Source organism: Bradyrhizobium genosp. SA-4 str. CB756 (genome assembly GCF_000473125.1).
Lineage (GTDB): Bacteria > Pseudomonadota > Alphaproteobacteria > Rhizobiales > Xanthobacteraceae > Bradyrhizobium > Bradyrhizobium arachidis.
The window spans coordinates 1,161,272-1,176,183 of record NZ_KI421499.1 but is presented as its reverse complement, the minus strand read 5'-3'; the positions used below and the strand labels follow the sequence as shown (position 1 = coordinate 1,176,183).

Annotated in this window: 11 protein-coding genes and 3 pseudogenes; 5 read left to right on the top strand and 9 right to left on the bottom strand. The window is 60.7% G+C overall.

Annotation, left to right across the window (positions count from 1 at the left end; translation table 11 throughout):
- Positions 1 to 60: 60 nt before the first annotated feature.
- The gene (locus BRAGE_RS47835; protein WP_159073984.1) at positions 61 to 216 is read right to left on the bottom strand and encodes a hypothetical protein; all 156 of its coding nucleotides are present in this window, start codon (positions 214 to 216) and stop codon (positions 61 to 63) included.
- A 783-nt stretch (positions 217 to 999) separates the two neighbouring features.
- On the opposite strand from BRAGE_RS47835, the gene BRAGE_RS0105680 reads away from it, so the two are divergent.
- From BRAGE_RS0105680 to BRAGE_RS51550, 3 genes are all read left to right on the top strand, one after another.
- Positions 1,000 to 1,371: a hypothetical protein gene (locus tag BRAGE_RS0105680; protein WP_027564753.1), complete on the top strand. Its 372-nt coding sequence runs from the start codon at positions 1,000 to 1,002 to the stop codon at positions 1,369 to 1,371.
- A gap of 922 nt (positions 1,372 to 2,293) precedes the next feature.
- Positions 2,294 to 3,679, top strand: coding sequence for an acyltransferase family protein (locus tag BRAGE_RS0105665; RefSeq protein WP_027564755.1), 1,386 nt, complete (start codon positions 2,294 to 2,296; stop codon positions 3,677 to 3,679).
- Positions 3,591 to 4,187, top strand: coding sequence for an SGNH hydrolase domain-containing protein (locus BRAGE_RS51550; protein WP_141263406.1), 597 nt, complete (start codon positions 3,591 to 3,593; stop codon positions 4,185 to 4,187). Before BRAGE_RS0105665 ends, BRAGE_RS51550 begins: the two co-directional genes overlap by 89 nt.
- Positions 4,188 to 4,580: 393 nt before the next feature.
- On the opposite strand, the gene BRAGE_RS0105655 is transcribed toward BRAGE_RS51550, so the two are convergent.
- Positions 4,581 to 4,790: a hypothetical protein gene (locus BRAGE_RS0105655; protein WP_027564756.1), complete on the bottom strand. Its 210-nt coding sequence runs from the start codon at positions 4,788 to 4,790 to the stop codon at positions 4,581 to 4,583.
- 865 nt (positions 4,791 to 5,655) lie between these two features.
- On the opposite strand from BRAGE_RS0105655, the pseudogene BRAGE_RS56640 reads away from it, so the two are divergent.
- Positions 5,656 to 5,856, top strand: a pseudogene (locus BRAGE_RS56640) (hypothetical protein); the annotation flags it as partial.
- Here BRAGE_RS56640 and BRAGE_RS52425 read toward each other — a convergent pair.
- Positions 5,815 to 6,288, bottom strand: a pseudogene (locus BRAGE_RS52425) (conjugal transfer protein TrbE); the annotation flags it as partial. The pseudogenes BRAGE_RS56640 and BRAGE_RS52425 overlap by 42 nt on opposite strands.
- Positions 6,289 to 6,528: 240 nt before the next feature.
- On the opposite strand from BRAGE_RS52425, the gene BRAGE_RS52420 reads away from it, so the two are divergent.
- The gene (locus BRAGE_RS52420; protein ID WP_084335085.1) at positions 6,529 to 6,831 is read left to right on the top strand and encodes an acyl-homoserine-lactone synthase; all 303 of its coding nucleotides are present in this window, start codon (positions 6,529 to 6,531) and stop codon (positions 6,829 to 6,831) included.
- Here the strand turns inward: BRAGE_RS52420 and BRAGE_RS56635 are convergent.
- The 6 genes and pseudogenes from BRAGE_RS56635 to BRAGE_RS0105600 all read right to left on the bottom strand — a co-directional run.
- Positions 6,813 to 7,227 (bottom strand): annotated as a pseudogene (locus BRAGE_RS56635) (MFS transporter); the annotation flags it as partial. The gene BRAGE_RS52420 and the pseudogene BRAGE_RS56635 sit on opposite strands and share 19 nt — an antisense overlap.
- A 127-nt stretch (positions 7,228 to 7,354) precedes the next feature.
- Positions 7,355 to 7,783: a CopG family transcriptional regulator gene (locus BRAGE_RS0105625; protein WP_027564760.1), complete on the bottom strand. Its 429-nt coding sequence runs from the start codon at positions 7,781 to 7,783 to the stop codon at positions 7,355 to 7,357.
- Positions 7,784 to 7,789: 6 nt separating this feature from the next.
- Positions 7,790 to 9,775, bottom strand: a complete 1,986-nt coding sequence (locus BRAGE_RS0105620; RefSeq protein WP_027564761.1) for a conjugal transfer protein TraG — start codon at positions 9,773 to 9,775, stop codon at positions 7,790 to 7,792.
- Between the two features lie 35 nt (positions 9,776 to 9,810).
- The gene (locus tag BRAGE_RS0105615; protein ID WP_027564762.1) at positions 9,811 to 11,574 is read right to left on the bottom strand and encodes a relaxase/mobilization nuclease domain-containing protein; all 1,764 of its coding nucleotides are present in this window, start codon (positions 11,572 to 11,574) and stop codon (positions 9,811 to 9,813) included.
- Between the two features lie 546 nt (positions 11,575 to 12,120).
- Entirely contained in the window at positions 12,121 to 13,185 is a 1,065-nt protein-coding gene (locus BRAGE_RS0105610) for an IS110 family transposase (RefSeq protein ID WP_027562538.1), read from the bottom strand.
- Between the two features lie 505 nt (positions 13,186 to 13,690).
- Positions 13,691 to 14,779: an IS110 family transposase gene (locus tag BRAGE_RS0105600; protein WP_027562537.1), complete on the bottom strand. Its 1,089-nt coding sequence runs from the start codon at positions 14,777 to 14,779 to the stop codon at positions 13,691 to 13,693.
- Positions 14,780 to 14,912: the final 133 nt, after the last annotated feature.

The window sequence follows — 14,912 nt, the reverse complement described above, 5'->3', positions numbered from 1 at the left end:
ACAGGAATTGCTCATTGCTGCCAATCGCGACTCCACAAGAGATGTCAGACGCTGAAGTCGCTAGTCCGGCGCGGCTTCTGCTTCGGGCTCTCTATCTCTGAAAAGATAGTCGCCCAAATAATAGAGCCCAACGAAGGCGCAAAGCCCGCCAACCGCGAGGCCGTACATTGTCGCGTCGTTGTAGATCAATGTTTCAAGGTTCTGAACGAATTCCATGAGCATGAATGTCCTCACGGGCTTCCAAAAAAACGAAGCCAGGACAACACACAACTGATCGCATGAAAAATGAAATACGACCCGCCCCGGCCCGGTAGTGTTGATACTCGATCGAGTCGCCACGCACGATCAACTGTACCTTCGCACAATTGGTAATTAGAATCAGTCGAAATGCGCCCGCACTTTGTTCCCCCGCAAGAAGTTTCTAAGCGAGCACGGGTTCGCGCGTTCCGAAACGTACGGTGGAGCAGCTCACACGGTCGATCAACCTATCCGATATACCCCGCTTGCCAGTCTGCTTAGCGGCCCGGATGGCTCGGCAGATCGCAGCTTGTGTGACTCGCGCGAGGCGGCGGCTCATGGCCGGCAGGGCAGCATGATTGTGCGCTTCTCGGTAGGCGCAGGCCGCCGCAATTCCCGCAATCCACCGGCCACGGGCGCGCGCCGAGGCGCCCCGAAAGGGGATAGACAAAATTCACCAAATCATGGTGGACTGGCAGTTGGGTTTGATCACCCGGACCGAGAATAGAGCCGCATTCCCTGGCAGGAATTTGCCCTGACGCCTGGCAGTGTTGGGCGGCGGCTGACGAGCCCATAAGGCTCTCAACGGACGCGCTTGGCGGCGCGGCTCCGAACCCGACCATATTGGCCGGGGGCGAGCGTGCTGTCCAGAGGGGCAACCCTTAAAAGCGTCTCGACCAGTCTTCTCGGCTGGTGATCAACCCCCGGCTACCGGTCTGTAACCGGCAATGGCTTTGATCAGCCGAACCGAGAAGCACCACCATGAAAACCACCCGAGAACGGCCAGCGGACTCCGCTGGTAAGCTTTACCGTCGAACCGGCATTTCCCCCGAACAGTTCTTCCAGGCGCTGGGGCGGGCGCGCAAGGCAGCCCGGGACGAGATCGAGCGGCTAATCGACTGGCTCGACAGCACTATCGACGTCGACGAGGACTTCGCGGTCGACGATGAGCCCTGTGATGGAGATCCCGATGCGGAGCCTTCCCTAGGGTCGTTCGACAGGATGTCCGACCAGATCAAGGCCTGGGCCAACCGCGGCGGCGACACCGACCTCGAGCAGGATGACGCCGATCGCGAAGACGATGACCCGGACGAGGCTAAGGACCAGCCGGCATTGATGGAAGGTGTCGCATGAACGGGCAGGAGAAGGCCGAGCGTGACAGCCGGGACGCGGGCGCCTACCGCGAGATGGAGAGCGACCTCCGAGATTTGGTAAACATGGGGTGAATTGCTGCAGATCTTGCGCACGATGCAGATGCACGCCCGCCGGCTGAGGCGATAAGGATAGCCCGCCTTCACGCTGGCGGGTTCCCGTGCTTGGGCACACCAGCGATCGGCAACCCCGGTCGTAATCTAAAGTCCAAACTCCCGCCAGCTCGAAAGGCTGGCGGGTTTTTCAATTGGGAATTACGGGTGCCGGCGCCAGCCCGCGGGCCTGTGGCGAATATTAAGCGGTGTCCGCCGCGCGGCGAAGGCTCCTCATCAGCCTTCCTCTCTGCTGATCTTTCTCAGGCCAAAATACATGCCAGCAACGGTCCCCACTCCTACAACGATCAAGAACACTATAGCAGCCTGTTGCAGTCGATGGCGCCGCCAGAAGAACTCGCTCTCCCAACAGGTGGGCTCGTGACTTGAAAATTCGAACCCCGCTGGACAGACAGCAGTCTTTTTGTCGATCCACTGAGGCGGAGCGGCCTTCTGTGCGGACGCGACCGAAGGCAATGCTGCGCTCAAAATGAAGACGGCAAGTGCCACAACTTTCATTGGCTGACTTTCAATCGAAGAAGGACGAGCTCGCCGGTTCACGCTGGCGGGCTTTCTTTTTCAGCTAGCTGTCTCGGCGCCAGCGGTATCGCTGCCCAACATCGCTACACCAAACCACAACGAGGTGCGCCGCCGCTGCGGGCTTCAGACTGCCCTTCGTAAGCCGTCGTGCATGGTTAGCAAACATTTCTGATGCTTGTCGGAACCGTAACACAATGTTACCCAATGTGTCTCCTTAAAGTTGAGACATAGAGCCCAGGTTGCGAAGTTCATACCGCCCAGACGTAGACGGCTTGCGCGCTATTGCTGTTCTGGCGGTAATTGCCTTTCACGCCGCTCCAAGCGCACTGCCGGGCGGATTCATCGGCGTCGATATATTTTTCGTCATCTCTGGGTATCTAATCAGCCGCAATATTCTCCTTGCGATCGGCTCTGACCGGTTCTCCTTCGCTGATTTCTACCTGCGCCGGGCCAGGCGTATCCTACCGGCGCTCTACTTCACGGTCCTAGTCACCTTCGCCGCTGGCGTTGCGCTGCTGACTCCTGAGTGGCTTCGTTCAGTGTCAAAAGAGAGCACTTGGGCAGTCCTCTCGATCTCCAATATCGAATACTGGTGGGAATCGCGCCAATACTTCGCGGCGGCGTCTGAACAGCTCGGCTTGCTCCACGTCTGGTCTCTTTCGGCCGAGGAACAGTTCTATCTTGTCTGGCCGGCGTTCTTGATCCTCACCCAGAGGAAACTTGGCGCGCATCGTGTGCCGGTTATCGTCTCGGCTATCGGCACGCTCTCTCTGATCATTGCGATCATTACCTACGCATACGATCCTTCGGCGGCGTTCTTCCTGCCGCAGTGCCGTATGTTTGAATTCTGCCTTGGCGTGGCTGTCTTGTTCGCGGAACGGGGGCTGGCACCTAGAGTAGCGGACATCTTCTTGGGGGGCGGGGTTCTCGCCGTGCTAATTCCATTCTGGCTTTTCCCTGGCGAGAAGCCAATACAGCCTGCACTCCTGCTGGTGCCGTGCGCCGGTGCTGCGCTGATCATCTTCTCGGGCGATCAAGCGAGGCTCGCTGGTTTCCTGCGCGCTTGGCCGCTTCGGAGCATCGGCCTGATCTCATACTCGCTGTATCTCTGCCATTGGCCGATCCTGTTCTTCTATCGCCTGTTCCAGCCGGGCCCGATTGCGCCAGCGATATTGGCAGCACTGCTTGCATTTATGCTGGCGATGGCTGCCGCGATGTATATCTGCATCGAGCAACCATTCCGCTGTCGCTGGCCGGTGAACCGGCGGTTTGTGACGGCGTGCTGCGTCACCGGTCTCGGGGTTGCCGGGACAGCCCACACGGCGTACTTGCGGGATGGCTGGCGGTGGCGGCTTTCTGAAGATCAGCTTGCACGCAACGAACTTCAGAAGTTTGGCGTGGCACCGTGCCAAACCAGTGGCGTGGGCTGCCTCTACGGCGCGATCAATGAGCCGCGCGCTGTCGTCATTCTGGGTGACAGCTTCGCCCTCCAGTATGTTGCGGGGCCAGATCAAATCCTCAAGCGGCTCAACCTGGCTGGCTATACCGCAGGGGGAATTTGGCTGTCTGATGCTCGATGGCCTCACCAGCGCCGCGGAAAACAAGTTGCTCGACTGCGCGACACGACGCGCTCGCGAGCTCACCCAGTTGGCCGTTGAATCGACGCCCGTCATTATCGGACAAGCATGGACGGGATACGCACCACTGAGGTTGCCAAATGACAGCCTAGTCACTGCCCAGGAAGACGTAAACACGGCGTTCGAGGCCGCGATCGAACGCACCATGGCCCGGCTAGGCGGCGACCGTCGGCGTTTTCTCCTAATCGGCGCGCAGGTGCCGGTACAGTGCCCGATCAACGGCCCCAGCATCGACCGGTCGATGCTGATGATCACGACGCGTCAAGAATGCCCGGAACCATCAATTGCCAAGATCCGGGAGCGCACGGCATCGGTCAACGCAATGTTGCAGCGGGTGCGCGATCGCCACCCTGGCAACGTGACCCTGCTCCGGCCAGAGGACTACCTCTGCGGCGAGACCTGCATCAACCGTGGCAACGGCGCCTCACTCTATTGGGACGACGAGCATTTCTCAGTGGCGGGCAGTCGCTTCATCGGCCACAAGGCAATGCCGCTCTTCCTACATCTCTTGGATCAACAAACGCCTTGAGGCTAGGCGGGTGGCCGCCGAGCGACTGCGGGTCGTGGGTGTGGAAAGACGGTCTATTATTGCATGACGCGTTTCGCGCCGGTCTGCTGACGGGAATCTGCGACGGCAATCTCAAAAGCTCACGCAACGGTAGCAGCTGCTGCACACCAATCGGCCGGTGAAGCGCTCGATGATCTCCTGCATGGACGCGGTGACCTCGCGCTCGGCAGCGGCTGATGACGCTCCGCAAACGGCTGAGGCGGGATCTGCCACTTAGATGGGCTCGCGCGACCGCTCGACCTCGAGTAGATTCCCAATTCGCGGCCGACTAATCCCCGCCCGCAATCTACAGTCCAAATAACCGTCCCGCCGGCTCATAAAGTCGGCGAGTTTTTCTTTTGGGGGAGACAGCACTCATGACATGAACGGGTCTGGAGCCAACTTCTCTGCTTCCTGGGTGATCGATCGGCCAACCGTCAATGCAATGCTCTTCGGCATCGATAATCGGACAGGTCCGGATAGCGTCTTGATCTCGACGAGCATCACGTCCGGTCTGCTGTGCGGAATGACGATCCGCAGGCCAGAGACGCCTCGCCACTCAGGCGGGAGTTCTTCGTCGGTCATTGGTGGGCCCTCATCGTCCGATGCTGTGGTTTTTGGCGTGTAGCCTAGTTCGATCGCCGGTGATCTGCTCGACATAGTCGTCGATGGCCACGATCAGCGGGCGCGTGTAACCGAGCATCCTGCTCTTGATGAGGTAGCGGCGAAGCCGGTCCAGCTCGACGAGTTCGGCTTCGATCTCGGAGGCCCGCCGGTTTGCTGGCGGGCCTCATTCTTTAACCTATGCTCTAATAAACCCTGTCTGTACGGCCAGGCACCACATCGCACCAAATAGGACCACCGCGGTGAACAGCTTCGGCCCGATCCAGTTATCGTCCGGAAGGGATCCCTGGGCCCGAGCTCTCAATCTGAGCGCGATGGTGCTGAAACTGCTGATCAGAGCCATCGCAAGGACGGCGAATGCAATCGTGCCATGACCCGCGGCGTAGCAAAAAACCGCCACCATCCCGAGAACCCAATCCATCGCCCACCCCCCTGAAGCGTCATTGGTGTCGCTTCACGTTTAATCAATTCGCCCGCCGCGCCTCTAGCGCAAGCCTGGCCGTCGAGCAATATTGGAACCATGGAACTTTGGCTCATCCCGCTTATGGTCGCCGGCATTCTAGCCGCTCTGCTGTTTTCTGACCGGCTAGTTTGACACTCTGATGGCACGAATAGGCCCGCCGGTTCACGCTGGCGGGCCATTTCATGAGGCCGAGCGCAAACACGAAATCCACCGCGTGAAGCCTCACGGGTGGTGGGTCAGATCGGCGCCGTGCGGGGCAGGGGCATCTGTCGGCCGTGCCCGGTACCGGGGGCCTCGCCTTCCAAGCCTGGGAGCGTGTCCTCGCGGGGCTCTTTGATCCAGACTTCGTCGACTATGGCGTTCGACCAGCTCGCCCGCGCGCTCGGCTGGTTCAGCATCGGCCTTGGTGTCGTGGAATTCTTCGCGCCGCGACGCGTCACGGAAACGCTGGGCATGGAAGGCCGCGAGACGCTGGTGCGCGCCTTCGGCGTGCGCGAGATCCTGGCCGGGATCATGTCGCTCTCGGTCGACCAAGCGGAGCTTTTCGTCGGCGGCATTGGGATCCCGGTCCCAGACAGTGATCGTCGCAGTGACAAAGGCCGTCCGATCTGATCGGACCCCAGTTTCCTGCAACGCCGCGTCGGCATCAAGCGCCTTGTTGTGAGCGTCGGTATCGAGCAGCGTCGACGCCTCGTTTGTCATGACCTCCTTGAGGATGGCGCCGATGGATTTCCGCTTGGCGAACCACTGCCGCCGAAGCTTGGTCAGCAGCTTGGTGGCATCGGTCTTGTCGAGCATGATGGCACGGGTCGACCATCGATAAGAAAACGGCAGGCGATTGAGGTCATCCAGAATGCCCGGCGTCGTCGCTCCCGGAAAGCCGACGATCGTCAGAACCCTCAAGTTGGCTGAGCCCAACATCGGCTCGAGCCCGCCGGTCAACGGCTGATCGGCCAACAACGCATCGATGTACATGGGAATTTCGGGCACTCGAACCCAAGGCACAAGGCAACTATCCGAGAATTTGGAAAACTCGTCGTTATCTCACGTCCCTTTGCGTCGGCATATCTAGACCGCGCGAGTTATAGGCGGCGCTCACGGTGATTAGGCAGATTGCACGCTAGCGGCTGCCAAAAATGGAAATCAAAATTGAGACCACCTCCTCCCGTAACCACGGGTAGTGCTTCCAAATCACGATTGCATTTTATTGGCAGTGAGCTCGTGTTGGAGGCGATCATGATTCAGTTGATTACGGAACGCTGTTATGGGGAGTTTTTTGAAACTCTCGTTGCAATGCACCAACTCCGCTATCGGGTCTTCAAAGGACGGCTGGACTGGGACGTTCACACCAGCGGAGACATGGAGATCGATGAGTTCGATGCTCTCCACCCTGCATACTTGGTGCAACTTTCGAATGAAGGAAAAGTACAAGGCACCGTTCGCCTTTTGCCCACGTCGGGTCCAACTATGCTTCGCGACACATTTCCCGCGCTCAATCGCGGCCAGAAACCACCATCGGATTCTCGCGTGGGGAACTAACAAGAACCGACCGGTGGGCGTGTCGTATACGTTTTCGGTCACCTGCGCGGTGATTTGCCCTGGAAGATCCGATCTAGTCCCTGTGATTAGAGCTCCCGGAATCACAGTTCCGGCCTGCACAATGTAGGGTGAAGCCGGCCTGGCGATGCGGTCAGCACTGACCGTGCGGCGACCAAAGCGGTCCAACAAGATACCGACGGGGATCTGAGCCGCCGCGAAAACAAGAAAGTAGACTGACGTAAGCAACCCGAGGTCGGCAGTCCCAAGCCCGATTTCCGAGCTGAGATGACTGGCGATCAAAGCGTTGATCGTTCGGAACAGGTATGAAAGATAGTATCCAGCAGCGAATGGAAGAAAGACGCGCGCGATGAGACGCCGCGCCGCTGAAATTTGCATGCTGGCCCCCTGCTCCTCTTCCCATGCGGGCCGATAGCGCGTCCAGCTCTTTGTCGGCTTGGCTAATTTGCTGCGGTAGTAGGCTGGCGTAGAAAAAGAAGGATCGGCGCAATGGCTCCTACGTGGTTCAATCAGTATCGCTGCCCGGCTCCTGACGAACGAAATCTTCAGGGATCTCGCGCAGGAAGCTCTGGCTCTTTTGCAAACGGCGGCCCAGCGCTCCGACAAATCCTTCAAAACGCTCTCGCCCCTTGAGCTGTGCGGCCGCCTGCGCGTCATTGGGCAACGGCGGCGTGATCGTCAGCCAGAAGCGAATGAAGAGGGCCAGGGTTTCGGCCGTCAGGCCGACGTCACGCTCCAGCCTTTGCATCTGACGCGATAGACGATCCAGCCGACGGGTGAACGCCGCCTCCCTTCTGTCTGCTCCGTCTGGTGACAGAAAGGACGCAACTGCCGCTTCCACGATCGCAGACCTGGAAAGATTCTTCCGATCCGCGAGATCCGCGATCTGCTTCAGAAGCTCCGGCGGAAAGTACACGTTCATGCGGTCGCGCATGTTGGCTCACAGCTCCATGCCGTCATCCGGGTCCATCGCGACTTGACGGGCGACGCCACGCATCTGCTGACGGAGCAGCCGAGATTGGCGGACCGCATCCTCGTCGTCGTCAAGAACGCCAGCAAACTCCTCTGCTGGCGTTGAATCGGTTGTCTCCTTGACGATCGCGACGTGATCGGGGAGCTCGGGCTCACGACGAAGTCCACTATTGGCCGTATCCTCCCCCTGCCCTGCACTGTCGGTTGGATCTGTCGCCGGCTTGAGCAGCCCAAGCATCGACCACCCGTCCGTTCTCGATGTCCGGCCGGACGCCGCCGAGTCGGGCGGCGGCAACACCCGCTCAGTGAATCGGCGATCCTCGTAATAGCGCGCCTTCATTGCCCGGATCGGCGGCGTGCCCGCAACCATGACAATTTCGTCTCGCGGCGGAAGCTGCATGACCTCACCTGGGGTCAAGAGTGGCCTCGCCGTCTCCTGTCGGGATACCATGAGGTGGCCCAGCCAAGGGTTCAATCTGTGCCCGGCATAGTTCTTCATCGCTCGCATCTCGGTCGCGGTGCCCAGTGCCTCGGACACGCGCTTGGCAGTCCGCTCGTCATTGGTCGCGAAGCTGACCCGGACGTGGCAGTTGTCGAGAATGGCGTTGTTCGGCCCATAGGCCTTCTCGATCTGATTGAGCGATTGCGCGATCAAAAAGCTCTTGATGCCGTAGCCCGCCATGAAGGCTAGCGCGGACTCGAAGAAATCGAGCCGCCCGAGCGCCGGGAACTCGTCGAGCATCATGAGAACTCGGTGCCGGCGGTTGCTGGCGTGCAAGTCCTCGGTCAGGCGCCGGCCGATCTGGTTCAGCACCAGGCGGATCAGCGGCTTGGTCCGCGAGATGTCGGAAGGCGGCACCACGAGGTAAAGCGACGCTGGCCGGGAATCGGAGATTAGGTCTGCAATTCGCCAGTCGCAGCGGCGGGTCACCTGGGCCACGACGGGATCACGGTAAAGTCCAAGGAACGACATCGCGGTAGAAAGGACCCCGGAACGTTCGTTGTCGGATTTGTTGAGAAGCTCTCTCGCGGTCGAAGCGACCACGGGGTGGGCACCCTGCTCACCAAGGTGCGGAGTCGTCATCATGGCCTTCAGCGTCACCTCGATCGGCCGCTTCGGGTCGGACAGAAAGGCGGCCACGCCGGCCAAGGTCTTGTCAGCCTCGGCATAGAGTACGTGGAGGATGGTTCCGACCAGAAGCGAGTGACTGGTCTTCTCCCAGTGGTTCCGTTTGTCCAATGAGCCTTCGGGGTCGACCAGGACGTCGGCGACGTTCTGGACGTCGCGGACTTCCCACTCCCCGCGTCGAACCTCGAGCAGCGGATTGTAGGCCGATGAATTGGTGTTGGTTGGGTCGAACAACAGGACGCGGCCATGACAGGAGCGGAAACCGGCAGTCAGTTGCCAGTTCTCGCCCTTGATGTCGTGAACGATGGCCGAGCCGGGCCAAGTCAGCAGCGAGGGAATGACGAGACCGACACCTTTGCCGGACCGGGTGGGAGCAAAACACAACACGTGTTCCGGTCCATCGTGGCGAACGTAATCATTGTCTAGCTTGCCCAGCACCACGCCATCTGGACCGAGAAGACCGGCCGCTCTCACCTCTTCCAGACCGGCCCAGCGCGCCGAGCCATAGGTCTCAACATTCTTGGCCTCGCGGGCCCGCCAAACCGACATGCCGATCGCCGCCGCGATCGAAACGACGGTCCCCGACGCTGCGATGAAGGCGCCTTCGACAAAGACTTGAGGCGCATAGGCGTCGTAGACGAACCACCACCAAAAGAGGATCGGCGGATAGTAGATCTTCCAACCCCACAACTCGAACCAGGGGCGTCCAAGCTCCGGCTGGTAGGCGAGCCGCCAGGCTGTCCATTCGGTTGCTCCCCAGATGGCCGTCAAAACGATCAGGCCGACAACGATCACTTGTCCCCAGAGGATCTTGGTTCCTGACATCCCGATGGTCCTTCCGTGCTGAATTGGCGAGACTGCTAGAGGCCGAGTTCTCGCTTCCGACCAAAGCCCCATTCGATGCCACCGCCGTCCTTCACGACGCCGGTCACATGTTGGCCGAACTTCTTCTCGAGCTCGCGCGACCAGGGCACGAGCTGGAAGCCGAGCCCATTGTCGATCATGGCGAAACGTCCCGACGCCAACGTCAGCCGCTGGCGATACGTGCCTGCCACATGCTCCCCGAACGCTGACTTCACATGAGGCAGGCCTGTGCCGGCCGAAACCTTTGCTGCTACCTCGTCCAGTTCGCGTCGGCGCAACGTATTCAGAAGGTCGCGTTGCAGGATGGCGCGCTGCCCCTGCCGCCGTGCCAAACCTTCTTGAATCAGATGCTCGGTCCTGGCTTCCATGGTGTCGCGGATCTCACGCCCAAATCCACCCATGGCGAGCGGCATCGGATCGCGTTCGACCAGCCGGTGGTCGAGCCAGGTCGCGCCTTTCGCGGCGACCTGCTCACCAAGATCGAGATCGGAACGGGTCGCGAGCATCACGGTGGGTTGCGGTTCGCCGCTTTGACCGAAGCGTCGGACTTCGACGATTCCACCCACCGGCGGCGCATGTTCGAAGGCTTCGATCCCGCGGAGGCGGACGTGATGTACACGTCCGTCGGTTCCGTCGATCACGGCGAAGGCCTCGCCGGTCAGTTCGTCATGCAGTCCTCGATCAATCAAGCGTCCGACGATCGGAGATGTTGGCGGTCCACCTTCGATGACGTAGTCGGCAACACCGCGCGCCTCCCCGCGCTCGGTGAAGGCGCGGTGCATGGTCTTGATAATGTCGCCGCGCATGCCGAGGTCGCGCAAGCTGCGCTCGGCCTCGAGCCCGATCATCCACTCCCCAGGCGCCACTGACACCGCAAGGCCCATCTTATCCAGGTGCTGGAGGCGGCCAACCATCAGGCGCCGGATGTCAGGATCGGAGCTACCGGGATTCTCGGGCCGAAGATCAATATAGCCGGTCTCGTCTGCTGCCAGCCGGATCTCCCGATCAAGCCGCGTCCATCGCTCCGCCGTGACTTCCTTCTCCAGCGAGTTACGGATCTCGTGCTCTGGCTTTGGACCCAGTTCGATCGCGACCAATTCCTCAGCGCGTGAGCGCAGGCCTCGGCTGATATAGTCGCGGGAGATCACGAGATCAGTGCCTTCCTCATCGACGCCCCGAACGAGAAGATGGACGTGAGGGTTGTCGGTATTCCAGTGATCAACAGCGACCCAATCGAGCCGCGTGCCGAGGTCGATCTCCATTTGCCGGGCGAGATCGCGGGTGAAAGCCCTGAGATCGGTCATCTCGCCGGCATCCTCGGGCGAGATGATGGACCGGAAATGATGGCGGTCCTCCTGACACCGCTCCGCGAAGGCCACGCTATCGGCGCGGTCGCTGCCGGCGTCAAACATCTGGGCCCTCTCACCGTTCCGGGTGACGCCATCGCGCTTCAGGTACGTAAGGTGGGCAGTCAGCGGCGCCGAGCGGAATGCTCGTCCGTTGTGACGAACAACGCGCGCTTTCACCACGGTGCGCCGCGTCGGGCTGAACAATCGGCCGCGGCTAAACGCGAGCCTACCGCGGCCAAACGTCGAGCGCCCATAGGCTGCGGAACGCTTGCCAGCCGCAGGCTGACCCGAGGTATGGCCAGCTTTCTTCGCGGCACGTAGCACCTGGTTGATGAAGCTCTTCGGCTTGGGCGCGCGTGTACTGCGAATACGCCCGGGTCGAATACGCAGATCGCTGTCGCCAACGGTCATAACCGCGCCTCTAAGAGCGCAAAGGCGCCCACAGTGCCGAAAATGTCCTTGATTGCATTGTGCAAAGTGCAAGGCGTGGCACGCGCCACGAGCGGCTGGCACGCCAGAACCCAAGCCATGCCAATGGCTTGCGGTTCGACCGGCGAGCCCCTTTTATCTCGCCTTCCTAATCGGGCGTTCAAAGTCAACTCATTCCTACGCTTTTCTTCGACTCTTCGCACTTCAGCCATTGCAGACTCCCTGCATCGACAACGCACACACGTCACCACATCGCGCTCGCGATCAGCATTCACCAGGCGGGGTCCATGCGTTCCTTCGCGTTCAGCACTTTGGCCGTCGCATGCTCTTCATCAGGTTCGTAAACAGGGCTGTCCAAGCAGTCTGGCGCTCTCATCACGTAGATGGCAGCAGGCAAGAGATAGCGGACATTCCCCGTTTCGCGGCCCCGCCAGGGGACGCTCACCGCGCGCGCGGATCTCTAGTCGTTACTCCTTCTCTCCATGCTGGCTGCAACACCAGCACCAATCTTTTGCGCCCCTGCTGCAACTACTGCGCAGGCCTCAAACGAAGTCGTTGCGTAACCTTGGCACCGAACCCGACGTGGAAGTCGGTCTGATTGATCCACATCCTGTGCAGGATGCTCGCAAGTTTGCGTGCGACCGCGACGATCGCGCACAGCATGCTCGACCGTTTGGCGATCCGCAGGCCCCAGGCCCGCAAGGCCGACCATTTCCTGACCCGCAACAGAAGGCTTGCGGCCGCCTCGCAGAGCGCTTCGCGAACTGCGACGTCGCCCTGTTTGGTAATTCGGCCTTCGAAGTCGATGGACGTTCCAGACTGGTGTCGCCCTGGCGTCAGGCCAAAATGCGCGCCAACCGTTCGAGATCGCGCAAAACGGAGAGGGTCATCAACACCAACCTTGAACGAAAGGGCGGCAACGGGACCGACGCCGGGTACGGTCATTAGTCGACGACAGATCGCATCATGCTGGACCACCTGCAGGAGCACCTTATGCAATCGTTCGTAGCCCTCGAAGATCGCTCGCCGCACGTCCAACATGGACTCAATCATCATGGAAAATACCGGATCGCTGTGCTCGATGAGCTCGCGGACCCGCGCTTCGTATTCCCCGCGGCCGACCGCTCCAACCATCAGACCGTACGCCCTCAGCGTGCCACGAATGTGGTTCTCAAGGTCGATCAGCTTGCGCTTGAGGAGCTTCCTGTTGGCCAGCAGCGAGCGCATCTTCTGCATCTCGATGTTCTTGACATGGACGGCGCGGTACCAGCCCAGCCGCATCATCTGCGCGATGCCGCGCGCATCGTTGCGGTCGGTCTTGTTGCGCATCGTTGACAGAGAAACGCGCATGTGGCGCGCCTCCACGACAATGACTGGAAGCCCAGCTGGCTGCAATTCGCGATGCAGCCAGATGCCTAGCGATGACGCCTCGACCCCCACTCTATCGAGGCGATCCGCGTAGCCCTCTACAGCGGAGCGGATCGCCTCTGGCTCCGTGCTGACTTTGACTTCGCGAACCGTGAGACCCTCGCCATCGACGATGCAAACGCTGGTTTCTTCCAGGCCGACGTCCAGTCCAACGTACAATTTCATCGGAGCTCTCCCTTGTTGCAACGACGTTCCAAGTCGTTGCACCAGGCTCCGGATTCGGCCACGACCGTCTTATCCCCGTGCACCGGTATCTCGAAGCCCGATTTGAAGAGCCCTCTTAATCGGTCGTGTCGTCTCTCTGATCTCACCCATCTTCGCTTCCTTTCTCGCTTGCGACAAGGCCCTCTGCGCCATGCTTGAATACGCTGCGCCACCACAGCCACGAGTCCCGGTGCGCCGTGCACTCTTCCGCGCTCATCGACAGCATAATCTCGCTGCAGCAGGGCAGCGCGGACGCCGTCGCGGCGCATCTTTCCATCGGCATGACGGAGCCACATCACAGGCAGTCCGGCGTGGTCCACGTTGCACGTCACGTGCGTGGCCACAGGCAAGATAGCGTGCGTTCCGTCGTCGTTGATCTGCACCAGGTCTCTTCCGCTTGTGGCGGAGCTCCGTGTTTAAAGCCTTGCGGTCATCGGGTCATTGATCTGCAATTGGCTCGGCCTGGTCATGCATGGGCTCCGAGCAGCTTGCGGTCCTTCGTGGCGGCACGTGCGCTCACGTCCGCTCTCGATGCGCCCGGATCGCCACAATAAAACGTGCCATCGACCCACATCGCATGCATGATCACCGCAAGCTTGCGTGCCACCGCCACGGTCGCCTTGCGGTGGCTGGTGCGCTTGGCGATCGCAAGCCCCCATGTCTTAATCTTGTCCTTGCGCTTGAAGCGGGTCAGCAACGCACTGGCCGCCTCATAGAGCGCCCGCCGCACGTCGCCATCGCCCGCCTTGCTGATCCGCCCCTGCACGTCGATCGACGTGCCGGACTGCCAGCGCCGCGACGTCAGGCCAAAATAGGCCGCCACATCGCGCGACCTTTTGAAGCGCGAAGGATCATCGACTGCTGTCATGAAGCTCAAGGCGGCCACCGGCCCCACGCCGGGGATCTGCATGAAGCGCCGGCACAGCTCATGTCCGGCGACTAGCTTAACCACAAGATCGTGTAGCCGGCAGTACTCCTTCCACAGCGCCGCGCGCGCGTTCAGCATAGCGTCGATCAGCTCGCTGACCAGCGCATCACCCGCCACCGCCTCGCGCACGGCTTGCGCGAATCCGCCGCGGCCAACATGGCTGAGGCGAATGCCAAACACCTTCAGCGAATGTCGGATCGCGTTCTCCAGATCCAAGAACTTGCGCTTCAGATTGCGCCGGTGCGTCAACAACAGCCGCAGCCGGTAGCACGCCGCGCTCTTGATATACGCCTTGCGGAACCAACCGGTGCGCATCAAATGCGCCAGGCCGAGCGCGTCAGTCCGGTCGGTCTTGTTGCGCTGCGCCTTCAGCGCGGCGCGGACGTGGAAGGTCTCCAGGCAGACAGCCGGCAAGCCGAGCTTCAACAGTTCCGGGTGCAGCCAGGGCGACAGCGACCCCGCCTCGTGGCCGAGCCGCCGCAAGCGGCCACGATACGGCTCGAGCGCCGTCTTGATCGCGTCCGGATCGGTCACCACCGCGACTTCCAGCGCCACCTTGCCGGTGCCGTCCACCACGCAGATTGCCGTCTCGTCCATGCCGACATCCAAACCACAGAAGAATTCCATCACACGCCTCCCGCGTTGCTGAGGCGGCGTAGTGTGCGGGTTATTCATCGCGCAGACCACTTGCTCGGCCGCCGCATGACCCGGCGCAGACCGATTACGGGCGGCCTTCCTAATCGGGCGTTCAAAGTCAACT